Source organism: Rhodococcus sp. RD6.2 (genome assembly GCF_001040705.1).
In the GTDB taxonomy this organism is placed as follows: domain Bacteria; phylum Actinomycetota; class Actinomycetes; order Mycobacteriales; family Mycobacteriaceae; genus Rhodococcus_G.
This window is the reverse complement of the sequence record NZ_CVQP01000001.1, coordinates 133206-159008: the sequence shown is the minus strand read 5'-3', so window position 1 is coordinate 159008 and position 25803 is coordinate 133206. Positions and strand designations below refer to the sequence as shown.

Here is a 25803-nt window from a genome sequence, read left to right as displayed (position 1 = left end):
CTGCCCCGGAACGGGAGGGTGCCCCTACTGCCCCGGAACGGGAGGGTGCCCCTACTGCCCCGGAACGGGAGGGTGCCCCTCCGAGGCCTGGACGACGACGAAACCTTTTCCAGTCAGGCACAACTGGTACGCCTCCCCCGAACCGCGACCGATGACTGCACCTAGCTTCGCGGTCTTGCGGATGGTGGACTGCAGTCCGGTCGACCACATGACGGCGCTTTGCATGTCGACGTAGGTCGGGGCATCGACATCGAGGACGACGGGGGTGCCGTAAGCCGTGATCGCGAGGACGCCGTGCCCGGTGAACGTCGTGTTGAACAGTCCGCCACTCGCCATCGACGCACCCTCGACCCGCTTGATGTCCCACTGCACGGAACTCTCGAACGCGAGCACGTTCGCCCCGCTGACGGTCACCGACTCACCCTCGAGTTCGAACAGGAAGATCTCGTCGGCGTCGGCCGCGAGGAAGACGTCGCCGCTGCCCGACACCTTCATCAGCGACATGCCCTCACCGGTCAGCGCCTTCTTGAAGAACTTTCCGATGCCCCCGCTGCCCTGGTAGTTGAAGTCGACGTCGCCCTGGTAGGCGACCATGGAGCCCTGACGTGCCAGGAACTCTCCACCGGTTCCCCGCAGGTCCACCTTGAGCATGCGGGAGTTCTGCAGCATGAATCGTCCGGGCTGCCCCGATCGTTCGGTGTTGGCGAACAGTTCGCTGCGCATGGGTCTCCTTCGGTCGGGGTCGTCGGATCCATCCAACCCGACCCGGACCCGACGTGCCGCGGCAGGGCTTCCGCGTGCGCCGCTATCCGTTCAGCAACGGCGCGATGCGCGGGGGAATCTGCTCCAGCGCGTAGGGCAGGGACAACACCGTGCTCCAGGCCATCGCGTCGGCGGCGGCGTCGTCGAGGATGACGACGCGGCCCTCCTTGACGGCCGAAAGTTGGCCGTAGACAGACGTGCCGGCAAGTTCGGCCCGCAGCTTGTCACCGAACCCGCCGCCCGCGTACCAGACGAGCAGGTCCGCGTCGGCGAGGCCGAGCTGTTCGGTGCTGATCGGCGCGAAGTTGGTGCCGGTGATCTGCTGAGTGACGGGCGGGTTCACGAAGCCGAGTTCGGTGAAGAACCGCACCTTCGGGTCCTCGGGTCCGAACACACCGAACTGGCCGGCACCCTTGAGCGCCCCGACGATCACCGTCCTGCCCCTGAACACCGGGTTCGCGTCGGCGACGGCGGTGAACCGCCGCTGCACCGTCGACACCAGGCCGTCGGCCTGCGGGGACCGCCCAACAGCCTTGCCGATGGTGCGGGTCTGAATCTGCCAGGGCACACCGAAGTCCGCGTACTCCGCGGGCTGGGCGACGGTCGGCGCTATCGCGGAGAGCTTGTCGTGCTCGCTCTGCGTCACGCCCGAGTACGTGCCGATGATCAGATCGGGGTCTACGGACACGACCGCTTCGGTGTCGATACCGGACCCAGCGGTGCCGACGATCGCCGGTGTCGCCCCGTCCAGTAGGTCGTGGGCCCACGGCCAGGTCGCGTCGGGCTGATCTCCGTACCAGTCGAACACGCCGACGGGAACAACACCGAGCGCGAGAAGTGCGTCGTGGTCGTTGTGGCCGACACTCACGACTCGGCGAGGATCTGCGGGCACGACGGTGGCGCCGAACTCGTCGCGCACAGTGGGCCCCGACGTGGACCCGGGCCCGCCGTTGTCGCCACTACAGGCCGCCGCGGCGAGGGTGAGCGCCGCGCCCGACGTCCCGATCAGGAATCCCCGTCGTGACAATCGACCCGGCATCGAACCTCCTCGCACGGCAAACGCCAGGTAAGGCTACCGAAGCACCCGACGCGTCCGGACCATCTGTGTACGACCGATGCCGGCACAGTCCAGTATGTAGGCATGACACGCAGAGGACCGGCGCCCGATATCGACGAGTCGCAGGTCGTCGTCGGCTCGCCGGGGAACCACGCCGCCGGCGTGATGGCTGTCGCGGTGTCCCTCCAGCGATCCGTCGAACAGATGGGTGCGGTCCGCACCGCGCAGACGCTGACCCGGCTGAACCAGCGCCACGGCTTCGACTGCCCCGGCTGCGCATGGCCGGAGACGCCCGGACACCGCAGACCCGCCGAATTCTGCGAGAACGGCGCCAAGGCAGTCGCCGAGGAAGCCACCCGCCGGACGGTGACGCCCGAGTTCTTCGCCGCACACTCGGTCGCGGCACTGTCCGGGAAGACGGACTACTGGCTCGGCCAGCAGGGCAGGCTCACCCACCCCATGGTGCTGCGCGACGGTGCGAGCCACTACACGCCGATCGGATGGGACGAGGCATTCCGGCTGATCGCCGACGAACTTCGCGCACTCCCCGATCCGGATCGCGCCGTCTTCTACACGTCGGGCCGCACGAGCAACGAGGCCGCGTTCCTGTACCAGTTGATGATTCGGAGCTTCGGCACCAACAACATGCCCGACTGCTCCAACATGTGCCACGAGTCGTCGGGCACTGCACTGTCCGAGTCGATCGGCATCGGCAAGGGGTCGGTGACGGTGCCGGACCTCGAGTTCGCGGACCTGATCCTGATCGCCGGACAGAACCCCGGCACCAATCATCCACGCATGCTGTCGACGCTGCGGGCCGCGAAGCGGAACGGCGCGAAGGTCATCGCCGTCAACCCGCTGCCCGAGGCGGGTCTGCTGCGATTCAAGGACCCACAGACCGTGGACGGGGTGGTCGGGGACGGCGTCGAGATCGCCGACGAGTTCCTGCAGATCCGACTCGGCGGCGACATGGCCCTGTTCCGCGGAGTCGCGCGGCTGCTGTTCGAGGCGGACGACGCGGCGCCGGGCACGGTCGTCGACCGGACGTTCGTCGCGGAGCACTGCGCCGGTTTCGACGAGTTCGAGAAGGCCGCTCGTGCGATCGATTTCGCCACCGTCCTCGAGGCCACCGGCCTGACCATGACCCAGGTGCGGGAGACCGCAGACGCGATGATCGCGTCCGATCGCACCATCGCCTGCTGGGCGATGGGGCTGACGCAACAGACCCACGGCGTCGCCACGATCCAGGAACTGACGAACCTGCTGCTGATGCGCGGCATGATGGGCAAGCCCGGAGCGGGCGTGTGCCCGGTGCGGGGCCACTCGAACGTGCAGGGCGACCGGACGATGGGCATCTGGGAGAAGATGCCCGAGACGTTCCTCGCCGCCCTCGATCGCGAGTTCGGGATCACCAGCCCCCGCAGGCACGGGTTCGACACCGTCGGCGCGATCCGCGCGATGCGCGCCGGTGACGCATCGGTGTTCATGGCGATGGGCGGCAACTTCATTCGGGCCACCCCGGACACCGCCGCGACTGAGGAGGCGTTGCGGCGGTGCAGCCTGACTGTGCAGGTCTCGACGAAGCTGAACCGCTCGCACGTGGTGGCCGGACGGACCGCACTGATCCTGCCGACGCTCGGACGCACCGACAAGGACGTGCAGGCGTCCGGAAAACAGCTCGTCTCCGTCGAGGATTCGATGTCGATGGTGCACCTGTCCCGCGGCAGCCTCACCCCCGCGAGCGAGCACCTACGCAGTGAGGTCGCGATCGTCTGCGATCTCGCGCACGAGTTGTTCGGCGCCGGGCACACCGTGCCGTGGGCGACACTGGCCGCAGATTACGACCGGATCCGGGACGCCATCTCCCGTGTCGTTCCCGGTTGCGAGAACTACAACGAACGGGTCCGGCAACCCGACGGCTTCCAACTCCCCCACCCGCCGCGTGATCGCCGCGAGTTCCCGACGCGCACCGGCAAGGCGAACTTCGTCACCGGCGAACTACGGTGGGTTCGGACTCCCCCCGGCCGACTGATCCTGCAGACCATGCGCAGCCACGACCAGTACAACACCACGATCTACGGCCTCGACGACCGCTACCGCGGCGTCAAGGGCGGCCGCCGGGTGATCTTCGTGTCGGCCGCCGATCTCGTCGAGCAGGGCTTGAGCGACGGCGCCCGGGTCGATGTGGTGTCCGAGTGGACCGCCGCCGACGGCAGCGTCGAGGAACGTCGCGTCCACGACTTCCGCGTCGTCGAGTACTCGACACCGAAGGGGAACGCGGCGGCGTACTACCCCGAGACCAACCCGCTGGTCCCGCTGGACCACGTTGCGGCGAAGTCGAACACGCCGGTGTCGAAGGCGGTCGTCGTGCGACTGGAGCCGGTCGGAGGCCACTGAGATGGGACGCGTCACGGTACGAAGGCAGGTGCTGCGCATCGGCCCGAACGGGACGGTGCGTCGCCCCGACAGCCTCGCGGTCGAGGAGCCGCTCGAGATCAGAATGGGCGGACGGTCACTGACCGTCACGATGCGTACACCCGGCCACGACGTCGACCTCGTGCACGGGTTCCTGCTGGGCGAGGGCATCATCCGGACCGCGGAGGACATCGCCGTCGTGCGCTACTGCGACGGTGTCGACGAGGACGGTGCCAACACCTACAACGTCCTCGACGTCGCACTCGCACAGGGGGTACCCGAACCCGTTGTCGCAGAGCGCAACTTCCTGAGCACGTCGGCGTGCGGGGTGTGCGGGAAGGCGTCACTCGACTCGGTTCGGGTGCGGGCCCCGTACGACCTCGACGCCTCACACCCGACCGTTCCGGCCTCGGTACTCGCGACGCTTCCGGAGACGATGCGGTCCCGGCAGCGTGTCTTCGACTCGACCGGCGGGTTGCACGCGGCAGGGCTGTTCACCGCGGACGGCACCCTGTTAGCGCTGCGCGAGGACGTCGGCAGGCACAACGCCGTCGACAAGGTCCTCGGGTGGGCCGTCACCGAGCGCCGCGTCCCACTCTCGGACTCGATCCTCGCCGTCAGCAGCCGCGCGTCGTTCGAGTTGGTGCAAAAGGCCGTCGTCGCGGGCGTGCCGATGCTGACGGCGGTGTCCGCGCCGTCGTCGCTCGCCGTCGACCTCGCCGCAGAGTCCGGCCTGACCCTCGTCGGCTTCCTACGCGGCGAGACGATGAACGTGTACACCGGCGCGGAGCGCATCAAGGTGTCGTAACGTCCGCACAGGTTCTCACCTGTCCGCAGGGGTTCTGGACGCCGAAAAGGGGTGTGCACACTCCAGAAGGGCTGCGCACACCCCTTCTCAGGATCAGTTGCCGCGCTTGATCCACTCTTCGAGGTGCGGCGACTCGGTGCCGATCGTGGTGCCGTCACCGTGACCGGTGTGCACCTTCGTCTCGGCGGGCAGCGCGAACAGCTTGTCGCGGATCGACCCGATGATCGTCGGGAAGTCCGAGAACGACCGTCCCGTCGCGCCCGGACCACCGGAGAACAGGGTGTCGCCGGTGAACAACTCCCCCGCCTCCGGCAGGTACAGGCACGTCGAGCCCGGCGAGTGACCGGGGGTCGCAATGGCCTGGACGTCGGTGCCGCCCACGGCGATCCGCTGGCCGTCCTCCAGCGACCCGTGCGCGACGCCGGGGTGCGTCATCTCCCACAGCATGTTGTCCGCGGGATTCAGCAGAATCGGCGCGTCCAAACGCTCGGCCAGTTCGGGGGCGACGGTGATGTGGTCGTTGTGGCCGTGCGTGCACACGATCGCGACGACCTTGCGACCACCGACGGCGTCGATGATCGGCTGCGCGGTGTGCGCCGCGTCCACGATCACGACCTCGGAGTCGTCACCGATCAGCCAGATGTTGTTGTCGACGTCCCACTCGCCGCCGTCGAGCGCGAAGGTGCCGCTGGTGACGACCCGGTCGATCCGCAGGCTCACAGGACCACGACCGAACGCAGGACCTCGCCGCGGTGCATCGACTCGAATGCCTCCTCGACCTGGTCGAGGGCGATGCGCTCGGTGACGAACTTCTCCAGCGGCAGCCGGCCCTGCTGGTACAGGTCGACGAGCATCGGGAAGTCGCGCTCGGGCAGGCAGTCGCCGTACCAGGACGACTTGAGCGAGCCACCGCGGGAGAAGAAGTCGACGAGCGGCATCTCGAGGGTCATGTCCGGCGTCGGGACACCGACGAGGACGACGGTGCCCGCGAGGTCGCGGGCGTAGAACGCCTGCTTCCACGTCTCGGGGCGTCCGACGGCGTCGATGACCACGTCCGCGCCGAAGCCTCCGGTGAGATCCTGCACGGCCTCCACGACGTCGAACTCGGTGGCGTTGATGGTGTGGGTCGCGCCGAGGTCGCGCGCCCAGTCGAGCTTCTTGTTGTCGCGGTCGACCGCGATGATCCTGTTCGCGCCTGCGAGGCGGGCACCCACGATGGCGGCATCGCCGACACCGCCGCAGCCGATGACCGCGACCGAATCACCGCGACCGACGTTGCCGGTGTTCATCGCCGCGCCCATGCCAGCCATGACGCCACACCCGAGCAGGCCGACGACTGCCGGGTCGGCGGACGGGTCGACCTTGGTGCACTGTCCGGCGTGGACGAGGGTCTTGTCGGCGAACGCCCCGATACCCAGAGCGGGCGAGAGTTCGGTGCCGTCCTCGAGGGTCATCTTCTGGGTGGCGTTGAAGGTGTCGAAGCAGTACTGCGGGCGCCCCCGCTTGCAAGCTCGACACTGGCCACACACGGCGCGCCAGTTCAGCACGACGAAGTCGCCGACCTCGACGGATTCGACGCCCTCACCGACACTTTCGACGACACCCGCGGCCTCGTGCCCGAGCAGGAAGGGGTACTCGTCGTTGATCCCGCCCTCGCGGTAGGTCAGGTCGGTGTGGCAGACGCCGCACGCGGCGATCGCGACGACGACCTCTCCCGGCCCGGGGTCGGGGATGATGATCGGGACGATCTCCACCGGGGCGCCCTTCGAGCGCGCGATCACACCTCGTACCTGCTGCGGCATGGCCTGGTCTCCTCCTGGTCGACGATGCGGGTACGCGCGTTGCAATACCCGCATGTGCGACGGTAGTCCCCCGCCGACTCCGCGCGGCCTACCCGAAAGGATGGTTCGACCTAGTCGAACAGCCAGCCCGCTACTGCGTCCCGAGCACCGCATCGATCTTGAACGCCACCTCTGCTGCACACCCGGACAGCGCGAGGAGCAGCGGAGGACGTCAGAGTGCGGCCTTGACCCCAGCCTCGGACGCGAGGGCCGCAGCCTCTCCTCGGGTGCCGACCTCGAGTTTCCGCAGCACCGCGGCCACGTGGAACTTCACGGTGCTCTCACTGACCTGGAGTCGCTCGGCGATCACCCGGTTGCGTCTGCCCGCGACGAGATGTTCGAGAACCTCGACCTCGCGGGGACCGAGCACCGACAGCGCGTGCCGTCCTTCACCAGCCTCGGTGTGATCGAGCGGCAGCGTCGCCGACAGTCTCGATCCCCAACCGGGAGTCGACTCGGATTCGTATGTACCGCCGAGAGTTTCGATCCGCGGACGCACCTGCCTGTCGAGTTCGCCGAGGTCGACGGCGCCGCGGCCGTCGTCCCGGACGTCGATCAGCAGATTCGCGCCGTCGCAGTCCCACGCGACCCGCACCCGGCGCAGGTCGGGCTGCACCACGAGCCCGAGGACCGCGCCCCGGACCACGGCCCGTGCCGCGTGCGCGACCTCGCCGGGCAGACCTCGCCCACCGACCGGTGGATCGACGAACTCGACGACGACACCCGTCGGCACCAACGCGCGCAGCTCACCACGCAGTCGGGCGAAGGCGGTGGTCACGGCCTCTTCCGCCATCTCGCGGTGCAGGTCGACGGCGGTCCGGAGTCCGATCAGCGCCGATGTCGCCGACTCCCGCGCGGTGATCCTGGCCCGGGTGTCGTCGAGGTCGGGTGACCGGAGCGTCGCGAGGATCGTCTCGAGGGTCGCGGCATGCGCCTCGGTGAGCTCGGCGACGGTGCGCGCGCGTTCCGCCGACGCGGCACGTGATTCGGCAAGGTACGCGGGACTCGCGTGCCGTACCTGCAGTTGGATCCCGAGCGCGACGATCGCGAACTGGTCCGCCAACAACTCGGCGTCGACATCGCTCTTGCCTCGTGGCACGAGGACGAGGAGGGTGTCGGTGCGGTCGAGGATCGCGTGGACAGGGTGCTCACGACCGCCGAGGACCGCGGTGCCGCGGAACCTGATCGACGAATCCGCCCGTGCGGGACCGAGATCGGTCCGCAGCCGGTCGAGTTCCGCGACCGTCACCTTCTCCACGATTCGCACGTCGCCCGCGACCTTGCGGGGACGGCCGGTGCACTCACGTGTGAAGATCACCAGCGCCGAGTGCGGCACGGCCTGCCCCACCAGGGCGGAGAACCGGCGGCCGATATCCGGCAGAGGACCGACCAGCACCCCGCGGAGCGCGTCGAGACGGTCTTGCTCGGCGCGATCTGGCATGCCGCCACCCTAGTGAAGTGCCGCGGGCCCGGGTCAGCCGACCGCGACGGCGTCGTCGAGGAGCTCCGCTCCGGTCGCGGCACGAACCTCCTCGACGGTGACCCCGGGCGCGGTCTCGACCAGACGCAAGCCGTCGCCGGTGACGTCGAGAACACAGAGGTCGGTGATGATGCGGTTGACGCACCGTTCACCGGTCAGTGGCAGCGTGCACTCCGCGACGATCTTCGGTTCCCCCGACTTGCTGCAATGGTCGGTTAGGACGATGACTCGGCGCGCTCCGTGGACCAGGTCCATCGCGCCTCCCATGCCCTTGACCATGGCGCCGGGAATCATCCAGTTGGCGAGGTCACCGGTTTCGCTGACCTGCATCGCGCCGAGGACCGCAATGTCGACCTGACCGCCGCGGATCATCCCGAACGACTGCGCCGAGTCGAAGAAGGATGCGCCGGGCAGGACCGTGATCGTCTCCTTGCCCGCATTGATCAGGTCCGCGTCCACCTCGTCCTCGTACGGATACGGCCCGACTCCGAGGACGCCGTTCTCCGAGTGCAGCACGACCTCGACACCGTCAGGGATGTGGTTCGGGATCAGTGTTGGCATACCGATACCGAGGTTGACGTACTGGCCGTCCTCGAGTTCCCGCGCGGCGCGGGCTGCCATCTCGTCCCTGGTCCAGCTCACTTCCGTACCGTCCTGTTCTCGATCGGTTTATCTCCCACCGCCGGAACGTGCACGACGCGCTGCACGTGAATTCCGGGGGTGTGTACGTCGTCCGGATCGATCTCGCCGGGTTCTACGAGGTTCTCGACCTCGGCGATGGTGATTCGACCGGCCGCGGCGGCGGGCGGATTGAAGTTGCGACCGCTCTTGCGGTACACCAGGTTTCCGTGTCGGTCGCCCTTCCAGGCGTGCACGAGTGCGTAGTCGGTGACGATGGCCCGTTCCATCACGTAGGTGACGCCGTCGAACTCGCGGGTCTCTTTCGGCGGGCTGGCGATCGCGACACCGCCGGTGCCGTCGTACTTCCGTGGAAGACCGCCGGTGGCCACCTGGGTGCCGACCCCTGCAGGAGTGAAGAACGCGGGGATCCCGGCGCCACCCGCGCGCATCCGCTCGGCCAGCGATCCCTGCGGCGTCAGCTCCACCTCGAGCTCACCAGCCAGGTACTGCCGCGCGAACTCCTTGTTCTGCCCGACATAGGAGCTGATGGTGCGGCGGATGCGGCGCGATGCGAGGAGGACACCCAACCCGAACCCGTCGGTGCCGAGATTGTTGGTGACGGTCTCGAGGCCGGTCGCACCCTGCTCGTGCAGTGCCGCGATGAGCGCCTCCGGCACTCCGACCAACCCGAATCCGCCGACCGCGAGGGAGGCGCCGTTCGGGATGTCGGCCACCGCCTCGGCTGCTGTGGGAATGACTTTGTCCATCACGCCGATCACGATAGCCCCAGCGGTCCGCATTGTGAACATCTATCCGCATTGCGAACACCACTGGGGGCGCTCGTTGCCCACGCCATGCCGGAGGCATATGCTCGTTCGTATAGCGGCGCGATGTGCACCATGCGAACACGGTGATGGTCCTGCAGCCGCCCTACGGTTCCCTTCGACGAAAAGGTCCGAGCATGCTCCACCTGCCCCCGCGCTACCGCGGCAGAGACGAGGCCGAGGAAGCGCCACTCGACTTCGCCGACTACCGCACGACGTCCCTGCGCAGCCCGAGGCAACCTCTGACTCTGCTGCCCCAGCGCCTGACCGAACTCACCGGACCGGTTCTCGGTGAGGACCGGGTGACTGCGGCGGACGCCGACCTCACCCTCGCCAACGGCGGCGAAGCCGGCGGCCAGCGCATCGTCGTCCACGGACAAGTCCTCGACAGCGACCGCAAGCCCGTGCCGAACACCCTGATCGAGGTGTGGCAGGCCAACGCCGCCGGTCGCTACCGACACCAGGGCGACCAGTGGCCCGCCCCGCTCGACCCTCATTTCAACGGCGTCGGCCGAGCGCTGACCGACGAGACCGGTCACTACTCGTTCACCACGATCAAGCCGGGTGCCTACCCGTGGGGCAACCACCACAACGCCTGGCGCCCCGCGCACATCCACTTCTCACTGTTCGGCCGCGCCTTCACCCAGCGCCTCGTCACCCAGATGTACTTTCCGGACGACCCGATGTTCTTCCAGGACCCCATCTACAACTCGGTGCCGGACGGCGCGCGCCAGCGGATGATCAGCGTGTTCGACTACGAGACCACCACCGACAACTGGGCGCTCGGATTCCGCTTCGACATCGTGCTGCGCGGCCACGACGCCACCCCCTTCGAGGAGGACGACCACGATGACTGAGTTCGCACCGCGCTACCCAGTGGTCCCGGGCGACTTCACCACCGTCAAGTTCGGGCCGACACCGTCGCAGACCGTCGGCCCCTACCTGCACATCGGACTGCCGTGGGCGGACGGCGCCGACGTGGTCGCCCCCGGCACCCCGAGCGCGATCGAGATCACGGTGACGGTGGTCGACGGCAACCGAGATCCGATCGCCGACGCCATGGTCGAAACCTGGCAGGCCGACGCCGAGGGCCGGTTCGACCACCCGGACGATCCGCGCGGCGCGCAGGGCTGCACCTTCCGTGGCTTCGGCCGGGCGCCCGCCGACTCGACGGGCACCGTGGCGATCACCACCGTCAAGCCCGGCGCCCTGCCCGCCGAGAACGGCCTGCGGGAAGCCCCGCACATCGACGTGTCGGTGTTCGCACGCGGAATGCTCGACCGCGCGATCACCCGCATCTACTTCCCCGACGAGGCAGCAGCGAATGCCGCCGACCCGGTACTGTCGGCTCTGCCGGAAGCCCAGCGCGCCAAGCTCATTGCCCGTGCAACCGCGGCCGGTTACCACTTCGACATCGTGCTCCAGGATGCCGATCCGAACGGCGCCGAAACGCCGTTCTTCCGCTTCTAGGGGGCTCGTGTGACTCGGGGTGAACTGTTCGATCCGGTGTTCGGTGCGGAGCGGCTGAGTCCGGCACTCTCGGACCGCGCGTGGCTGTCGGCAATGCTCGAGGTCGAGGGCGCGCTCGCGCACGCGGCCGCCGACTCCGGCGTGATCACCGCCGACCAGGCCGTGGCCATCGCATCGGCCGCTCGAGACCTGTCGGGCACCCTCGACCCGGCACTGCTCGGCGTCGAGGGCGCAGCCGGCGGCAATCCCGTGATCCCCCTGGTCCGACACCTCCGTGCGGCGTGCGCACGCGCCGGTGTGCCCGACTCGGCGGTGCACACCGGCGCGACCAGTCAAGACGTGATCGACACCGCCCTGATGCTGCTCGCCCTCCGCGCCGGCGCGGTGGTCGCCGACTATCTGTCCGCGGCGGCCGACGCCGCCGCGGACCTGGCCGCCCGGTACCGGGACACCCCGATGGCGGGACGCACCCTCGGTCAGCAGGCTCTTCCCACCACGTTCGGCGCGCTCGCCGCCGGATGGTGCGCGGGTCTCGACCGCGCACACCAGGTACTCGGGCGAGCGCTCGTAGCGCTTCCGGTCCAGTTCGGTGGGGCCGCAGGCACTCTCGCCGCCCTGTATCCGCACGGCCTCGACGTCGCGGATCGGCTGGCCGACGAACTCGGCCTGGCCAGGCAGACGGTTCCGTGGCACACCGACCGGATGCGTATCGGTGAGCTCGCCGCCGCACTCGGTGTCGCCGCCGGGGCGATCTCCAAGGTGGCGACCGACATCATGGTGATGGCCGCGACCGAGGTCGACGAGGTCGCCGAGGAGTCCCCCGGCGGCTCGTCCGCGATGCCGCACAAGAGAAATCCCGTCGCCGCCGTGACTGCGCGTGGTGCCACGCTCCGGGTCCCTGGGCTGGTGTCCACCGTGCTCGGCGCGATGGCCCAGGAGTTCCAGCGGGCCGCTGGTGCATGGCACGCGGAATGGGAAACCGTCACCGATCTGCTCCGACTCACCGGCGGCGCCGCACACCGCATCGCGGCCTCGCTCGGCGGACTACAGGTGAACGCGACCGCGATGCGCGACAACCTCGACGCGACCGGCGGCATGCTGCTCGCCGAACGCGTCACCGGCGCCCTGGCCGCGCACACGGACTCCGCGCGCGACCTCGTCACCGCCGCCTGCGCCGCGGGACGCTCGCTCGACAGCGATCCGTCCATCCTCGCCCACCTCGACGCCGACACGGTCCGCGAACTGCTCGATCCCGCACGCTATCTCGGCCACGCAGGCGATCTCGTCGACCGCGTCCTGGCCTCCCGATCCACCACCAAGGAGTCGTCCCGGTGACGGTCAACCTCGCCCACCACCTCATCGGACCCGGACCCGGCGCCCCAACAGTCGTCCTGCTCGGTTCTCTCGGGTCCGACCGGTCCATGTGGGACCCACAGGTCCGGACACTGTCCGAACAGTTCAACGTCCTCGCCGTCGACCTGCGCGGGCACGGCGGGTCCCCCGTTCCCCCCGGTCCGTACACCGTCGCCGAGCTCGGTGGTGACGTGCTCACCCTGCTCGACACCCTTGCCCTGCCCGCTGCACACGTGGTCGGCCTCTCACTCGGCGGCGCGGTGGCGCAGTGGCTCGCCACCCACTCGCCCGCGCGGGTGCAGACCCTGACCCTGCTGTGCACGTCCGCCAAGTTCGGCGAACCCACGGGGTGGTTCGACCGCGCGGCCGCGGTCCGCTCCGGAGGCACCGGATCCATCGCCGAGGCCGTCGTCGAGCGCTGGTACACAAGCGAACTCGCCTCGCGCGATCCCGAGCTGGTCGCGTCGTCACGGGCCATGGTCGCGGCCACTTCCAACGAGGGCTACGCCGCGTGCTGTGAGGCGCTGTCGGAGTGGGACGGCCGCGCGGATCTGGCACGCATCGCCGCACCGACCCTGGTAATCGCCGGCCGTCAGGATCCGTCGACGACGCCCGCCGATCTGGGTTTCATCGCCGAGGGCATCGCGAGATCGGCTCTGCACGTGCTCGACCCCGCCGCGCACCTGGCGAACGTCGAGCAGGCCGGCCGGGTCACAGCCCTGATCGCCGCGCACGTGACGGGACGCGCTCAGCGTAGTGAGGCCTACGAGGCCGGGATGCTGGTGCGGCGCGCAGTACTCGGCGACGCACACGTCGCCCGCTCGGTCGCGGAAACCACCGAGTTCACTGCCCCGTTCCAGGATTTCATCACCCGCACCGCGTGGGGCGACGTCTGGTCCCGGACCGGACTGGATCATCACACCCGACGCCTGCTCACTCTCGCGATCCTCACGGCGGTTGGTAACGAGCACGAACTCGACATGCACATCCGCGCGGCCCTGCGCGACGACGTCACGCCGGACGAACTCGTCGAGGTGTTTCTGCACACCGCGATCTACGCGGGTGTACCGAACAGCAACCGGGCCTTCGCGCTCGGCAAGAATGCTCTGGCGGAGCATGCCCGGTCGGCCGGCACGGCTCCCGGCGCCGACACCCTCGGCGCTCCCGCCGAGATAGAGGAGCAGTCCGGACCATGACCGAACCGTCACCCGACTACGTGCAGTCCCTGGCCCGGGGGTTGTCCGTCATCCGCGCATTCGACGCCACGCACCCGCGGCAAACCCTCAGTGAGGTCGCGAAGGCCACCGACCTGACCCGCGCCACGGCTCGCCGGTTCCTGCTCACCCTCGCCGAGCTGGGGTACGTCCGCACGGACGGATCGGTGTTCTGGCTGACACCGCGGGTCCTCGAACTCGGCTACAGCTACCTGTCTAGCCTGACGCTGCCGGAAGTCGCGGTCCCGCACCTCGAGTCGTTGACGAAGAAGGTCCGTGAGTCGGCGTCGGTATCGATCCTCGACGGCAGCGACGTCGTGTACGTGGCGCGCGTCCCCGTCAGCCGGATCATGACGGTCGCGATCACCATCGGGACCCGGTTCCCCGCGTACGCCACATCGATGGGCCGGGTGCTGCTGGCCGGACTCCCGGAAGCCGAGTTCGACGAGTACCTGCGCACGGTGACCCTCACCCCACTCACCGGCCACACCATCGTCACCCCCGACGCCCTGCGCGACGAGGTCGCGCGCGTCCGCGCGGACGGCTTCTGCATCGTCGACCAGGAACTCGAGGAGGGGTTGCGCTCGCTCGCCGCTCCCATCCGAGACGGCAACGGCGCGGTCGTCGCGGCCGCCAACATCTCCACCCAATCCGCGCGCTACTCCTCGGACGCGGTCCGCACCGACCTGTTGCCCGATCTACTGGGCACAGTCGAGGCGATCGGCCTGGACCTCGTTCGCTTGCAGTCGACCCCGTGAACGAGATGCGAGGGTACTCAACCTCGACGCCAACCTGTCCGATGCAGCCGCCGAACCCAATTCGCCTGCAGCACAAACACTCCAGGGAAGCGGTGAATCCCGCCGAGTGCGCGATACAGATCCCACCGAGCGGAGGCCCTACAACGCCTCGGCGACGAAACTATCCCTGACCGCAGAGGTACTCGACGGCCAATCCGTATCCCGCGATGCCAAGTCCTGCGATCACACCCGTCGCGACAGGCGACACATAGGAGTGCTTGCGGAACTCCTCCCGCGCATGCACGTTGCTGATGTGCACCTCGACGAGCGGAACCTCCAAGGTGACCAGCGCGTCGCGCAACGCGACTGAGGTGTGCGTGTAGCCGGCGGGGTTGATCACGACACCGGACGCCGCAGTCCGCGCCTCCTGCACCCAATCGATGAGGACGCCTTCATGATTGGACTGCCGCACCTCGACGGTCCGGCCGTGACGCCCCGCGACCTCCTCGCACAGAGCGACAACGTCGTCAAGGGTGTCGTCGCCGTAGATCTCGGGCTGGCGCAGGCCGAGCAGGTTCAGGTTCGGCCCATTCAGGACATAGATCGGTCCCGGTGTCGTCACGCCAAGCCTCCTAGGAACCGCGAGTCCCGCATCGAACTCCGCGGCGAGCACGAATCAGTGTGGTAGTTGGTACCCAGGATAGCGAGGGGACCACGTCATCCCGGTAGGCGCCGATCACGCGGACTTGTCGCGACGCTCCCGCTCCGGCTTGCGCGGGACGATGGTCGGCAGCACGTTGTCGTTGACGGTCTCCGCCGTCACGACGACCTTGGCGACGTCGTCGCGGCTCGGGATGTCGTACATCACCGGAAGCAGTACCTCTTCCATGATGGCGCGCAGTCCACGGGCACCGGTACCGCGCAGGATCGCCTGGTCCGCGATTGCTTCGAGCGCATCCGAACTGAACTCCAGTTCAACACTGTCCATGTCGAAGAGCCGGGTGTACTGCTTGACCAACGCGTTCTTCGGCTCGGACAGAATCTGCACCAGCGATTCCTTGTCCAGGTTCGTCACCGACGCGACGACGGGCAGGCGGCCGATGAACTCGGGGATCAAACCGAACTTGATCAGATCCTCCGGCATGACCTCGGCGAAGTGGTCCTGCGTATCGATTTCCGCCTTCGAGCGCACCTCGGCACCGAAGCCGATGCCACGCTTGCCGACCCGGTCCGAGACGATCTTCTCCAGCCCCGCGAACGCACCCGCGACGATGAACAACACGTTGGTGGTGTCGATCTGGATGAACTCCTGATGGGGGTGCTTACGTCCACCCTGCGGCGGCACGCTCGCCTGCGTCCCCTCGAGGATCTTCAGCAGCGCCTGCTGCACACCCTCGCCTGAGACGTCGCGAGTAATCGACGGGTTCTCCGACTTACGGGCGATCTTGTCGACCTCGTCGATGTAGATGATGCCGGTTTCGGCACGCTTGACGTCGTAGTCCGCCGCCTGAATCAGCTTGAGCAGAATGTTCTCGACATCCTCACCGACGTAACCGGCCTCGGTGAGCGCGGTCGCGTCGGCGATGGCGAACGGCACGTTCAGCATCTTCGCGAGCGTCTGCGCCAGGTACGTCTTGCCACAGCCCGTCGGGCCGAGCATCAAGATGTTGGATTTCGCGAGTTCGACCGTTTCGCCGCGAACGTCGCGCCCCTTGTCGCCGGCCTGGATGCGCTTGTAGTGGTTGTAGACCGCGACGGCGAGCGTCCGCTTGGCGTCGTCCTGACCGATCACATAGTTCTCGAGGAAGTCGCGGATCTCGACGGGCTTTGGCAACTCGTCGAGCTTGACCTCGCTGGACTCCGCGAGCTCTTCCTCGATGATCTCGTTGCAGAGGTCGATGCACTCGTCGCAGATGTACACACCCGGCCCCGCGATGAGCTTCTTCACCTGCTTCTGACTCTTGCCGCAGAACGAGCACTTCAGCAGGTCTCCGCCGTCACCGATGCGTGCCATCTCGTCAGGTCCTACTTCCTTCTCAGCTGCACTCGCTACTCGTGCTGATCGTTCCGCGTGGTCCTGGCGTCAAGGACGCCGTGGTGTCACTGACACCGTGTGGTCGTGGCGCCCCTGACGCCGTGGTCCCGATCGTGGACATCGCCCCCATTGCGGACGAAACCCCTGAGAGTGACCGTACCCGCACTTCCGGAACGAGGTCGACTGGTTGACCGTGTTTCGCGTGCCCCGCCCGGACCGTTACGCCCGGGCGGGACGACACCAGTGCTGCCGCCGGGCGACAGCGCGAACGACTACTTCTGGGCGGAGAGCTTCCGGTACTCCAGGACGCTGTCGATGATCCCGTAGTCCTTGGCCTCCTCGGCCGTGAGGATCTTGTCGCGATCGGTGTCCTTGCGGATCACGTCCGGATCCTTGCCGGTGTGGCGACCGAGGGTCTCCTCCATCAGCCTGCGCATACGCTCGATCTCCCTGGCCTGGATCTCGAGGTCCGAGACCTGACCCTGGATGCCGCCGGTCGCGGGCTGATGAATCAGCACACGCGCGTTCGGGAGCGCCAGACGCTTGCCCGGGGTGCCGGCCGCGAGCAGGACTGCCGCCGCCGACGCCGCCTGGCCGAGGCACACGGTGGTGATGTCGGCGCGGACGTACTGCATGGTGTCGTAGATCGCCATCAGCGCGGTGAACGAACCACCGGGCGAGTTGATGTACATGGTGATGTCGCGATCCGGATCCTGCGACTCCAGCACGAGCAGCTGCGCCATCAGGTCGTTCGCGGACACGTCGTCGACCTGGTTGCCCAGGAAGATGATCCGCTCCTCGAACAGCTTGTTGTACGGGTCGGACGTCTTGACGCCGTAGCTGGTCTGCTCGGTGAACTGAGGCAGGATGTAGCGCGCGCTGGGGGCAGCGGGGGCGGCGCCTGCCAGTCCGCGGGGATCGAAGAGGTTTGCCATCTGTTTCTCCAAGGTGAGTTGTGGGCGGTGAGGCGCGACCGGCTCAGTTGCCGGTGCCGCCTGCCTGCCGCGCGCGGGAGATGACGTGGTCGACGAAGCCGTAGTCCTTGGCCTCGGTCGCGGTGAACCAGCGGTCGCGGTCGGAGTCCGCCGTGATCTGCTCGACCGTCTGTCCGGTGTGCTCGGCGATCAGTTCGGCCATCTCACGCTTCGTGTGCGCGAACTGCTCGGCCATGATCGCGATGTCGGACGCGGTACCGCCGATGCCTGCGGACGGCTGGTGCATCATGATCCGCGCGTGCGGGAGGGCGTACCGCTTGCCCGGGGTGCCTGCAGAGAGCAGGAACTGGCCCATCGAGGCCGCGAGGCCCATACCGAAGGTCGCGACGTCGCACTCCGCGAACTGCATGGTGTCGAAGATGGCCATACCCGCGGTCACCGAGCCGCCGGGCGAGTTGATGTACAGCGAGATGTCGCGCGTCGGGTCCTCCGCCGCCAGCAACAGGATCTGTGCGCAGAGCTTGTTGGCGATGTCGTCGTCGACCTGGGTACCGAGGAAGATGATGCGCTCACGGAGCAGCCGCTCGTACACCGAGTCGCTCAGGTTCAGACCGGACGTGGCCGAAGTCATGGCGGGGCCCTGCGAAGCCGCCGGGTTGTGTGAAATCACGGTACCTGCCTTCTCGATCGCTGAAGTTTCTCGATCACCGAATCGTTGGTTCTCGACACAGACACTAACGAACAGGGGCGGCCCCGGAGTCCCGGTGCCGCCCCTGTTCGCTTATGGCGTGAAATCTAGCTCTCGTCGGAGGCTTCCGCGTCGGCCGCGTCCTCGTCGGGGCTGCCGAACAGCTCCTTGGTGTCGACGGTCGCACCGGCGGTGTCGGTGACGGCGAACTGCTCCACGACGCCGGCCAGTGCCTTGCCGCGACGAACATCCGCGAACACGGCGCCGAGCTGGTTGGCCTGCTGGATCTGCTGAATGAACTGATCCGGGGACATGCCGTACTGCTGAGCCTGGAAGAGGATCCGCTCGGTCAGCTCCTGCTGGCCGACGCTCGTGCCTGCGGCCTCCGCGATCGCGTCGAGCAGCAGCTGGGTCTTCACCGACTTCTCGGCGGCATCCTTCGCGTCCTTGTCGAACTCCTCACGCGACGAGCCCTGAGCCTCGAGTAGCTCGGCGAGCTTGGCCTCGTCGTGGTCGAGTCCGTGGATCGCGTCGTGCACAGCAGCATCGACCTCGGCCTTGACGACGGCCTCGGGCAGCGGAACCTCGACGGCCTCGAGCAGCTTCTCGAGGACCTTGTCGCGGATCTGGCCGGCCTGCTCGACCTTCTTCACACGCTCGACCCGCTCGCGCAGGTCCGCGTTCAGCTCCTCGAGGGTGTCGAACTCGCTGGCCATCTGGGCGAACTCGTCGTCGGCCTCGGGCAGCTCACGCTTCTTGACGGTGTCGACCTTGACGGTCACAACCGCTTCCTTGTTCGCGTGCTCGCCTGCGACCAGGTTGGTCGTGAACTCCTTCGACTCGCCTGCCTTCAGGCCGACGATCGCCTCGTCGAGGCCCTCGATCAGCTGGCCGGAGCCGACCTCGTGGGACAGGCCCGTGGTGGAGGCCTCAGGCACGTCCTCGCCGTCGACGGTGGCGGACAGGTCGATGGAGACGAAGTCGCCTTCCTCGACAGCGCGGTCGACACCGACGAGGGTGCCGAAGCGCTGACGCAGCGACAGCAGCTGTGCGTCGACGTCCTCGTCGGAGATCTCGATCGGATCGACCTCGACGGCGAGGGTGGAGAAGTCAGGCAGGGTGATCTCGGGGCGGACATCCACCTCGGCGGTGAATGCGAGCTCTTCGCCGTCCTCGATCTTGGTGATCTCGATCTCGGGCTGGCCGATGACCTTGATCTCACCGGAGACGACGGCCTCCTCGTAGCGGCCGGGCAGTGCGTCGTTGACGACCTGCTCCAGGACTGCGCCGCGGCCGACACGGGCCTCGAGCAGCTTGGCCGGCGCCTTGCCCGGACGGAAGCCGGGGAGACGGATCTGCTGCGCGAGGGCCTTGTATGCCTTGTCGAAGTCGGGCTTGAGCTCCTCGAAGGGCACCTCGACGTTGATACGGACCCGCGTCGGGCTCAGCTGCTCGACGGTGCTCTTCACGGACATTGCTCCTTCGTGGTGGTCTTTCTGGTCGCGGGCACCTGACTCTCAGGTGCCCGCCGTTCTTCGTGTTGTCCCTGGTCGGGGTGACAGGATTTGAACCTGCGACCCTCCGCTCCCAAAGCGGATGCGCTACCAAGCTGCGCCACACCCCGTCCGTTCCACTGCACCGAAGCACCGTGAGATCCCCACAGTATCGGCACCGAGTGAGAATCCTACGACCACCCGATTAGCGAATTCAAAGCGAGGTTATGTACAGTCTCCAACGCAGACGGCAGTCATGGCGATCCCATGAGTCGTGTGCACCGGGGATGTAGCTCAATGGTAGAGCCCTAGTCTTCCAAACTAGCTACGCGGGTTCGATTCCCGTCATCCCCTCAAAGGCAGAGATGCCCGATGAGCAGGAACGAAAGCCCGCCACCGCCGAGGTGGCGGGCTTTCGTCGTTTCGTGACCGTTCTCATCGAGTGGCATCCCACACGTCGGGCACGATCGACCGGACCCGGCGTCCTCCCGCGTCCAGCACGTGTCCGAGCAACTTGTGCAGGCGCAGGACCACCGACCGGTCCCGGATCTCGAGGTCGGGGTAGCCGTCGGCGAGCCGCTGCTCGAACGCGCCGAGGTCTCCGACGGACCGCAGCCAGGTCTGGACGACAAGGTTGTTCGGACCGTGGACGGCGAAGCAGTTCCGGGTCTCCGGCTCGCGACTGAGCCTGCGCCCGGCGTCCTCCACCAGGGAAGGAGCCACCCGCCCCCAGAAGGTGGCGAGCACCGCGTACCCGGCGAGCGGCCTGGCGAACTCGCATCGCATGGTGACCAGTTCCAGCTGCAGCAATCGGTCCAGGCGGCGCCGGGCGCTCGGCGCACTCATGCCCAGCGCTGCCCCGAGGTCCGTCAGCGACATCCGTCCGTCCGTCGACAGGACCCGCAGCAGGGCACGATCCTCGACGGACAGCGCCGGCGCGCCCCCGAACGTGCCCGGTGCGCGCGGCGCGGGCAGCGTGGACCGCTCCCCCGGCGCGAGTGCGTTCAGGCGCCAGCGACTGCCCTCCGTGAACCATTGCGTGATCAGCCGGGTACGGACCGATTCGACGCCGTCGACGGTCGCGACGACGTCGAGGGCGAACCGCGACATCGAGGCCAGGTCGGGCGCGCCCGCGGTCACGAGCAGGTCGGCGTCGCCGCTCGCACGCTCGACGGTGACGGCGAAGGTGTGCTCGAGCAGCGCAGCGGCCACCGCTTCACCGCGCTCGGGTCGGCACCGGATCTCGAGGAATGCCGTACAGACCTGACGGAAGACGCTCGTCGACGGCGACACGGTGATCCAGGCGCTGCCCGAGTCGCTCAATCGGGCCCATCGGCGAGCCAGGGTGACGGGGTCCAGTTCCAGCGCGTCGGCCAGCCGAGTCCACGAGGCGCGGGGCGCGAGCTGAAGCGCGTTGACGAGACGGAGGTCCACCTCATCGATGCCTTTGTCGTTTTCCTGCGTCATGACCAATTATTCTCACCTTTTCCTGCGATCTACGGCACCACGGGTGGCCGAGGAGACGATTCGGAGACCGCCGGGACCACCAGCCCGGCCTCTGCAGGAAGGCCGGGTGACCATGTCCGCACCCTCGTCGGCGAGCTCCGCCGACCGTTACGCGTTGATCGGAGCGGGCCCGTCCGGTCTCGCCGGCGCCCGCAACCTGTCGCGGCTCGGCATCCCGTTCGACGGATTCGAGGCACACACCCAGGTCGGCGGTCTGTGGAACATCGACAACCCTCGCAGCACCGTCTACCGGTCGGCGCACCTGATCTCGTCGAAGACCACCACCCAGTTCGCCGAGTTCCCGATGCCCTCCGGGACACCGGACTACCCCGGCCACCGCGAGCTCCGGGAGTACTTCGAGGCGTACGCCCAGCGCTTCGACCTGCACCGGCACTTCCGATTCGGCACGTCCGTCGTGCGGGTCGAACCGGACGGCGACGAGTGGGTCGTCGTGACCGACACCGACGGCACCCGGACCACTGCCCGCTATCGCGGCGTCATCATCGCCAACGGCACCCTGTCCGAACCGAACATGCCGTCCTTCTCGGGCGCGTTCACCGGCGACCTCCTGCACACCAGCCGCTACCGCGACCCGAGAATCTTCGACGGCAAACGGGTTCTGATCGTCGGCGCGGGCAACAGTGGCTGCGACATCGCGGTCGACGCCGTCCACCACGCGCGGTCCGTCGACATCAGCGTCCGCCGCGGCTACCACTTCGTACCGAAGTACGTGCTCGGACGTCCGGCGGACACGGTCGGCGGGCGACTCCCCCTGCCGCCGTGGCTCAAGCAGCGCATCGACACCCGCCTGCTCAAACTGTTCACCGGCGACCCCGTCCGGTTCGGGTTCCCGGTGCCCGACCACCGAATGTACGAGTCGCACCCGATCGTGAACTCGCTGATCCTGCACCATGCAGGCCACGGTGATGTGACCGTTCGCGCGGATGTCGAGCGGTTCAACGGGAACCTCGTGCACTTCGCCGACGGCTACGCGGGCGACTACGACCTCGTGATGTGCGCGACCGGGTATCGCCTGCACTACCCGTTCATCGATCGCGAGCACCTCGACTGGACGGGTCGCGCGCCGTCGCTGTACCTGAACATCGCGTCCCGCAGACACCCGAACCTGTTCGTCCTCGGCATGGTCGAGGCGTCCGGCATCGGCTGGCAGGGACGACACGAGCAGGCCGAACTCGTCGCCAAAGTGATTCGCGCACGGGACGAGTCGTCGACGGCGGCTACCGAGTTCGCGACGCGCGTGGCCGGACCCGCACCGGATCTGAGCGGCGGCTACCGCTACCTGGATCTCGACCGGATGTCGTACTACGTGAACAGGGACGCGTACCGACGCGCGGTCACCGAGCACATCACCCGACTCGATGCCCCGCACGCAGCGCGACCGGCCGCCACCGCACCGACGCCGAAGGACGCCCATGCCCATCGATGACGTCGTGCTCGGTTTCGATTCGAGTTCGCTGACGCTGCTGAACATCGTCCTGGCCTGCATCATGTTCGGAATCGCCCTGGACACGTCGGTCGACGACTTCCGCGCAGCGCTGCGGATGCCGAAGGCGATGGCGGTCGGGATCGCCGCCCAGTTCCTGCTGCTGCCCGCGGTGACGTACCTGCTGACCCTCGTCCTGAATCCGGCGCCGTCGGTCGCGCTCGGCATGATCCTGGTCGCGTGCTGTCCGCCGGGCAACATCTCCAACGTGCTGACGCATCGCGCGAAAGGCAATGTGGCGCTGTCGGTGTCGATGACGGCGGTCTCGAATGTGCTCGCGATCTTCCTGATGCCCCTGAACATCGCATTCTGGGGCAGCAGGCAAGCCGAGACGAACGCGCTGTTGCAGTCCGTGTCGTTGAACCCCGCGGAGATGCTCGCCGACATAGCGCTGATCATCGGATTGCCGTTCGCCCTCGGGCTGCTGCTGGCCCGCGCGCGCCCACGGTGGGCGGCGACCGCGGAACCGTGGGTCAAGAACCTGTCCCTGCTCGCCCTGGTCGGATTCATCGCCGCGGCGCTCGCGGGCAACTTCTCGGTGTTCCTCGGTCACATCGGGGTCGTGCTGCTCGCGGTGTTCCTGCACGACGCCGTCGCCCTCGCACTCGGGTACGGGTGCGCGGTGGCAACCGGACTCGACGAGCGCAGCCGGCGGGCCGTCACGTTCGAGGTCGGGATGCGCAACGCCGGCCTTGGTCTCGGCCTGGTGTTCACCTTCTTCGACGGGCTCGGCGGCATGGCGATCGTCGCAGGCTGGTGGGGGATCTGGGACATCATCGCCGGGCTGGTGCTGGCGGGGATGTGGGCCAGAAGGCGCACCGAGACCACGACGAAGACCTCCACTGAAGGGATACCGGCATGACGGTGATGGTGACGGGCGGAAGCGGCTTCCTCGGCCGCTCCGTGGTGCGCGGACTGCGCGACGCGAACCGGCAGGTCGTCAGCGTCGACCTGCGAGCGCCCGAGGACCTGCTCGACGGCGTCGTGTACGCCATCGGCGACGTCTGCGATCCCGCGTCGATCGCCGCAGTGCTCTCGACGAACGCCGTCGACACGGTCGTGCACCTGGCGTCGATCGTCAACCCCGGAAAGTCGACGACTCCGGAGCAGGAGTACCGCGTCGACGTCGACGGGTCGCGCACGGTGCTCGACGCGTGCGTGGCGCACGGCGTCCGCCGCATCGTCGTCTCGTCGAGCGGCGCGGCGTACGGATACCACGCCGACAATCCTGCGTGGATCGGCGAGGACACCCCGCTGCGCGGAAACGACAGCTTCCCGTACTCACGGCACAAACGCCTCGTCGAGGAGATGCTGGCCGAGTACCGACGCACGCATCCCGCACTGGAACAGACGATCTTCCGGATCGGCACCATCCTCGGCGCCGACGTCGACAACCAGATCACCGCCCTCTTCGAGAAGAAGCGCCTCCTGAAGATCCGGGGCAGCGAGAGCCCGTTCGTCTTCGTCTGGGACCAGGACGTGACGGCCGCGATGGTCCAGGCGGTCGTCGGCTCACGGACCGGGATCTTCAACGTCGCGGGTGATGGCGCGATGACCGTGGACGAGATCGCGGACGCACTGGGCAAGAGCACGCTTGCCGTCCCTGCCGGGCTGGTCAGAGCGGGCCTGCGAATCGGGAACGCACTGAACCTGACAGTGCACGGCCCGGAGCAGACGAAGTTCCTTCAGTACCGCCCCGTCCTCAAGAACGATCGGCTCAAGTGCGTGTTCGGGTACACCCCCCGCTACACGACGCGGGAGGCCTTCGCGGCGTGGCGGGCCGCACGGGTGAGGTCGGCGACGGATTCATCTGTTCGATCGAACGCATAGCAACCCCTATCCAGAGGCACCCCACCTAGGGTAGAACGTGTTGCAGTCTGCCACCTGCCTCATCCAAGGAGCGCCCATGCACACCCCGCTTTGCGACGACCTCGGCATCGAGTTCCCGATCTTCGCGTTCACCCATTGCCGCGATGTTGTCGTCGCCGTCAGCAAGGCCGGCGGCTTCGGTGTCCTCGGTGCGGTCGGGTTCACCCCCGAGGAGCTCGAGATCGAGCTGAAGTGGATCGACGAGCACATCGGCGATCACCCGTACGGCGTCGACATCGTCATCCCCAACAAGTACGAGGGTATGGACTCGAACCTGTCCGGCGAAGAGCTGACGACGATGCTGCAGAACATGGTCCCCAAGGAGACCCTCGAGTTCGGCCGTAAGATCCTCACCGACCACGGCGTACCGCTGGCCGACGACGGCAGCGAGAACGCGTTGCAGCTTCTCGGTTGGACCGAGGCCACCGCCACTCCGCAGGTCGAGGTCGCGTTGCAGCACCCGAAGGTCACCCTGATCGCGAACGCCCTCGGCACACCGCCCGCCGACATGATCGACCACATCCACAAGGCCGGGCGCAAGGTCGCGGCGTTGTGCGGTTCGCCGTACCAGGCTCGCAAGCACGCCGACGCGGGTGTCGACATCATCATCGCGCAGGGCGGCGAGGGCGGCGGCCACTGCGGCGAGGTCGGGTCGATCGTCCTGTGGCCGCAGGTCGTCAAGGAGGTTGCTCCGGTTCCCGTGCTCGCGGCAGGCGGTATCGGCAGCGGTCAGCAGATCGCCGCGGCCCTTGCCCTCGGCGCGCAGGGCGCATGGTCCGGCTCGCAGTGGCTGATGGTCGAGGAGGCGGAGAACACCACCGTCCAGCAGCAGGCGTACATCGACGCGTCGAGCCGCGACACCGTCCGCAGCCGCTCGTTCACCGGCAAGCCGTGCCGCATGCTCCGCAACGACTGGACCGAGGCCTGGGAGACCGAGGGCAACCCCGAGCCCCTCGGAATGCCGCTGCAGTACATGGTTTCCGGCATGGCCGTCGCCGCCACGCACAAGTACCCCGACGAGACCGTCGACGTCGCGTTCAACCCGGTCGGCCAGGTCGTCGGTCAGTTCACGAAGGTCGAGAAGACCTCCGCCGTGATCGAGCGCTGGGTGCAGGAGTACCTGGAGGCGACCGGAACGCTGGAGCAGCTGAACGCGGCCGCCGAGGTCTGAGGCGGGTCGATCCTGCCCGG

The 25803-nt window shown here is 67.8% G+C and carries 24 protein-coding genes and 2 tRNA genes; 12 read left to right on the top strand and 14 right to left on the bottom strand.

The window, feature by feature from the left end; genetic code table 11:
* Positions 1 to 51 precede the first annotated feature (51 nt).
* Positions 52 to 723 carry an AIM24 family protein gene (locus tag RHCRD62_RS00700; RefSeq protein WP_050062758.1) on the bottom strand — a complete coding sequence of 224 codons (672 nt, stop codon included), beginning with the start codon at positions 721 to 723 and terminating at the stop codon, positions 52 to 54.
* An 82-nt stretch (positions 724 to 805) separates the two neighbouring features.
* Positions 806 to 1801: an iron-siderophore ABC transporter substrate-binding protein gene (locus tag RHCRD62_RS00695; RefSeq protein WP_050062757.1), complete on the bottom strand. Its 996-nt coding sequence runs from the start codon at positions 1799 to 1801 to the stop codon at positions 806 to 808.
* A 102-nt stretch (positions 1802 to 1903) separates the two neighbouring features.
* Here RHCRD62_RS00695 and RHCRD62_RS00690 point away from each other — a divergent pair, with 102 nt between their 5' ends.
* Positions 1904 to 4216, top strand: a complete 2313-nt coding sequence (locus RHCRD62_RS00690) for an FdhF/YdeP family oxidoreductase (RefSeq protein WP_157050756.1) — start codon at positions 1904 to 1906, stop codon at positions 4214 to 4216.
* Position 4217: 1 nt separating this feature from the next.
* The gene (gene fdhD / locus RHCRD62_RS00685; protein ID WP_050062756.1) at positions 4218 to 5042 is read left to right on the top strand and encodes a formate dehydrogenase accessory sulfurtransferase FdhD; all 825 of its coding nucleotides are present in this window, start codon (positions 4218 to 4220) and stop codon (positions 5040 to 5042) included.
* A 93-nt stretch (positions 5043 to 5135) separates the two neighbouring features.
* Here fdhD and RHCRD62_RS00680 read toward each other — a convergent pair whose 3' ends face one another.
* The 5 genes from RHCRD62_RS00680 to RHCRD62_RS00660 form a co-directional block, all read right to left on the bottom strand.
* Positions 5136 to 5762 carry an MBL fold metallo-hydrolase gene (locus RHCRD62_RS00680; RefSeq protein ID WP_050062755.1) on the bottom strand — a complete coding sequence of 209 codons (627 nt, stop codon included), beginning with the start codon at positions 5760 to 5762 and terminating at the stop codon, positions 5136 to 5138.
* Positions 5759 to 6844 (bottom strand): S-(hydroxymethyl)mycothiol dehydrogenase, encoded by a 1086-nt coding sequence (locus RHCRD62_RS00675; RefSeq protein ID WP_050062754.1) that lies wholly within the window; start codon positions 6842 to 6844, stop codon positions 5759 to 5761. The genes RHCRD62_RS00680 and RHCRD62_RS00675 overlap by 4 nt, the downstream gene beginning before the upstream one ends.
* Before the next feature lie 211 nt (positions 6845 to 7055).
* Positions 7056 to 8324, bottom strand: a complete 1269-nt coding sequence (locus RHCRD62_RS00670) for a helix-turn-helix transcriptional regulator (RefSeq protein WP_050062753.1) — start codon at positions 8322 to 8324, stop codon at positions 7056 to 7058.
* A gap of 33 nt (positions 8325 to 8357) precedes the next feature.
* Positions 8358 to 9005, bottom strand: coding sequence for a CoA transferase subunit B (locus tag RHCRD62_RS00665; protein WP_216596602.1), 648 nt, complete (start codon positions 9003 to 9005; stop codon positions 8358 to 8360).
* On the bottom strand, positions 9002 to 9751 hold the full coding sequence (locus RHCRD62_RS00660) for a CoA transferase subunit A (protein ID WP_050063378.1): 750 nt from the start codon (positions 9749 to 9751) through the stop codon (positions 9002 to 9004). The genes RHCRD62_RS00665 and RHCRD62_RS00660 overlap by 4 nt, the downstream gene beginning before the upstream one ends.
* Before the next feature lie 194 nt (positions 9752 to 9945).
* On the opposite strand from RHCRD62_RS00660, the gene pcaH reads away from it, so the two are divergent.
* The 5 genes from pcaH to RHCRD62_RS00635 are packed head-to-tail and all read left to right on the top strand — an operon-like array spanning position 9946 to position 14603.
* Positions 9946 to 10665, top strand: a complete 720-nt coding sequence (gene pcaH, locus RHCRD62_RS00655; RefSeq protein ID WP_050062752.1) for a protocatechuate 3,4-dioxygenase subunit beta — start codon at positions 9946 to 9948, stop codon at positions 10663 to 10665.
* Entirely contained in the window at positions 10658 to 11278 is a 621-nt protein-coding gene (gene pcaG, locus RHCRD62_RS00650; protein WP_050062751.1) for a protocatechuate 3,4-dioxygenase subunit alpha, read from the top strand. The genes pcaH and pcaG overlap by 8 nt, the downstream gene beginning before the upstream one ends.
* A 9-nt stretch (positions 11279 to 11287) precedes the next feature.
* Positions 11288 to 12613 carry a 3-carboxy-cis,cis-muconate cycloisomerase gene (gene pcaB / locus RHCRD62_RS00645; protein ID WP_050062750.1) on the top strand — a complete coding sequence of 442 codons (1326 nt, stop codon included), beginning with the start codon at positions 11288 to 11290 and terminating at the stop codon, positions 12611 to 12613.
* Positions 12610 to 13827: a bifunctional 3-oxoadipate enol-lactonase/4-carboxymuconolactone decarboxylase PcaDC gene (gene pcaD, locus RHCRD62_RS00640; RefSeq protein WP_050062749.1), complete on the top strand. Its 1218-nt coding sequence runs from the start codon at positions 12610 to 12612 to the stop codon at positions 13825 to 13827. Before pcaB ends, pcaD begins: the two co-directional genes overlap by 4 nt.
* On the top strand, positions 13824 to 14603 hold the full coding sequence (locus RHCRD62_RS00635; protein WP_050062748.1) for an IclR family transcriptional regulator: 780 nt from the start codon (positions 13824 to 13826) through the stop codon (positions 14601 to 14603). Before pcaD ends, RHCRD62_RS00635 begins: the two co-directional genes overlap by 4 nt.
* 160 nt (positions 14604 to 14763) lie before the next feature.
* Here RHCRD62_RS00635 and aroQ read toward each other — a convergent pair whose 3' ends face one another.
* The 6 genes from aroQ to RHCRD62_RS00605 form a co-directional block, all read right to left on the bottom strand.
* A complete protein-coding gene (gene aroQ / locus RHCRD62_RS00630) occupies positions 14764 to 15204 on the bottom strand; it encodes a type II 3-dehydroquinate dehydratase (protein WP_050062747.1) in 441 nt (146 codons plus the stop codon).
* Positions 15205 to 15318: 114 nt separating this feature from the next.
* Positions 15319 to 16596: an ATP-dependent Clp protease ATP-binding subunit ClpX gene (gene clpX / locus RHCRD62_RS00625; protein ID WP_050062746.1), complete on the bottom strand. Its 1278-nt coding sequence runs from the start codon at positions 16594 to 16596 to the stop codon at positions 15319 to 15321.
* A gap of 293 nt (positions 16597 to 16889) precedes the next feature.
* Positions 16890 to 17552 (bottom strand): ATP-dependent Clp protease proteolytic subunit, encoded by a 663-nt coding sequence (locus RHCRD62_RS00620; protein WP_050062745.1) that lies wholly within the window; start codon positions 17550 to 17552, stop codon positions 16890 to 16892.
* 43 nt (positions 17553 to 17595) lie between these two features.
* Positions 17596 to 18183 carry an ATP-dependent Clp protease proteolytic subunit gene (locus RHCRD62_RS00615; RefSeq protein WP_050063377.1) on the bottom strand — a complete coding sequence of 196 codons (588 nt, stop codon included), beginning with the start codon at positions 18181 to 18183 and terminating at the stop codon, positions 17596 to 17598.
* Between the two features lie 164 nt (positions 18184 to 18347).
* Positions 18348 to 19709 (bottom strand): trigger factor, encoded by a 1362-nt coding sequence (gene tig, locus RHCRD62_RS00610; RefSeq protein WP_050063376.1) that lies wholly within the window; start codon positions 19707 to 19709, stop codon positions 18348 to 18350.
* Between the two features lie 78 nt (positions 19710 to 19787).
* Positions 19788 to 19864 (bottom strand) — tRNA-Pro (locus tag RHCRD62_RS00605).
* A gap of 152 nt (positions 19865 to 20016) precedes the next feature.
* Between RHCRD62_RS00605 and RHCRD62_RS00600 the strand changes: the two genes are divergently transcribed.
* Positions 20017 to 20087: transfer RNA gene (locus RHCRD62_RS00600), tRNA-Gly, on the top strand.
* 81 nt (positions 20088 to 20168) lie between these two features.
* On the opposite strand, the gene RHCRD62_RS00595 is transcribed toward RHCRD62_RS00600, so the two are convergent.
* Positions 20169 to 21200: an Lrp/AsnC family transcriptional regulator gene (locus RHCRD62_RS00595; RefSeq protein ID WP_050062744.1), complete on the bottom strand. Its 1032-nt coding sequence runs from the start codon at positions 21198 to 21200 to the stop codon at positions 20169 to 20171.
* Positions 21201 to 21312: 112 nt separating this feature from the next.
* Here RHCRD62_RS00595 and RHCRD62_RS00590 point away from each other — a divergent pair, with 112 nt between their 5' ends.
* From RHCRD62_RS00590 to RHCRD62_RS00575, 4 genes are all read left to right on the top strand, one after another.
* Positions 21313 to 22686: a flavin-containing monooxygenase gene (locus RHCRD62_RS00590; RefSeq protein ID WP_050063375.1), complete on the top strand. Its 1374-nt coding sequence runs from the start codon at positions 21313 to 21315 to the stop codon at positions 22684 to 22686.
* Positions 22673 to 23605: a bile acid:sodium symporter family protein gene (locus RHCRD62_RS00585; protein WP_050062743.1), complete on the top strand. Its 933-nt coding sequence runs from the start codon at positions 22673 to 22675 to the stop codon at positions 23603 to 23605. The genes RHCRD62_RS00590 and RHCRD62_RS00585 overlap by 14 nt, the downstream gene beginning before the upstream one ends.
* Positions 23602 to 24573, top strand: a complete 972-nt coding sequence (locus RHCRD62_RS00580; RefSeq protein WP_050062742.1) for an SDR family oxidoreductase — start codon at positions 23602 to 23604, stop codon at positions 24571 to 24573. Before RHCRD62_RS00585 ends, RHCRD62_RS00580 begins: the two co-directional genes overlap by 4 nt.
* A gap of 76 nt (positions 24574 to 24649) precedes the next feature.
* Positions 24650 to 25783, top strand: coding sequence for a nitronate monooxygenase (locus RHCRD62_RS00575; RefSeq protein ID WP_050062741.1), 1134 nt, complete (start codon positions 24650 to 24652; stop codon positions 25781 to 25783).
* The last annotated feature ends 20 nt before the right edge of the window (positions 25784 to 25803 follow it).

What these genes read in the sequence shown, in the direction of transcription:
- RHCRD62_RS00700 (WP_050062758.1), bottom strand. Translation starts at nt 723, where the DNA reads ATGCGCAGCGAACTGTTCGCCAACACCGAACGATCGGGGCAGCCCGGA.
- RHCRD62_RS00695 (WP_050062757.1), bottom strand. Translation starts at nt 1,801, where the DNA reads ATGCCGGGTCGATTGTCACGACGGGGATTCCTGATCGGGACGTCGGGC.
- RHCRD62_RS00690 (WP_157050756.1), top strand. Translation starts at nt 1,904, where the DNA reads ATGACACGCAGAGGACCGGCGCCCGATATCGACGAGTCGCAGGTCGTC.
- fdhD (WP_050062756.1), top strand. Translation starts at nt 4,218, where the DNA reads ATGGGACGCGTCACGGTACGAAGGCAGGTGCTGCGCATCGGCCCGAAC.
- RHCRD62_RS00675 (WP_050062754.1), bottom strand. Translation starts at nt 6,844, where the DNA reads ATGCCGCAGCAGGTACGAGGTGTGATCGCGCGCTCGAAGGGCGCCCCG.
- RHCRD62_RS00670 (WP_050062753.1), bottom strand. Translation starts at nt 8,324, where the DNA reads ATGCCAGATCGCGCCGAGCAAGACCGTCTCGACGCGCTCCGCGGGGTG.
- RHCRD62_RS00660 (WP_050063378.1), bottom strand. Translation starts at nt 9,751, where the DNA reads ATGGACAAAGTCATTCCCACAGCAGCCGAGGCGGTGGCCGACATCCCG.
- pcaH (WP_050062752.1), top strand. Translation starts at nt 9,946, where the DNA reads ATGCTCCACCTGCCCCCGCGCTACCGCGGCAGAGACGAGGCCGAGGAA.
- pcaG (WP_050062751.1), top strand. Translation starts at nt 10,658, where the DNA reads ATGACTGAGTTCGCACCGCGCTACCCAGTGGTCCCGGGCGACTTCACC.
- RHCRD62_RS00635 (WP_050062748.1), top strand. Translation starts at nt 13,824, where the DNA reads ATGACCGAACCGTCACCCGACTACGTGCAGTCCCTGGCCCGGGGGTTG.
- clpX (WP_050062746.1), bottom strand. Translation starts at nt 16,596, where the DNA reads ATGGCACGCATCGGTGACGGCGGAGACCTGCTGAAGTGCTCGTTCTGC.
- RHCRD62_RS00620 (WP_050062745.1), bottom strand. Translation starts at nt 17,552, where the DNA reads ATGGCAAACCTCTTCGATCCCCGCGGACTGGCAGGCGCCGCCCCCGCT.
- RHCRD62_RS00615 (WP_050063377.1), bottom strand. Translation starts at nt 18,183, where the DNA reads ATGACTTCGGCCACGTCCGGTCTGAACCTGAGCGACTCGGTGTACGAG.
- RHCRD62_RS00595 (WP_050062744.1), bottom strand. Translation starts at nt 21,200, where the DNA reads ATGACGCAGGAAAACGACAAAGGCATCGATGAGGTGGACCTCCGTCTC.
- RHCRD62_RS00590 (WP_050063375.1), top strand. Translation starts at nt 21,313, where the DNA reads ATGTCCGCACCCTCGTCGGCGAGCTCCGCCGACCGTTACGCGTTGATC.
- RHCRD62_RS00585 (WP_050062743.1), top strand. Translation starts at nt 22,673, where the DNA reads ATGCCCATCGATGACGTCGTGCTCGGTTTCGATTCGAGTTCGCTGACG.
- RHCRD62_RS00580 (WP_050062742.1), top strand. Translation starts at nt 23,602, where the DNA reads ATGACGGTGATGGTGACGGGCGGAAGCGGCTTCCTCGGCCGCTCCGTG.
- RHCRD62_RS00575 (WP_050062741.1), top strand. Translation starts at nt 24,650, where the DNA reads ATGCACACCCCGCTTTGCGACGACCTCGGCATCGAGTTCCCGATCTTC.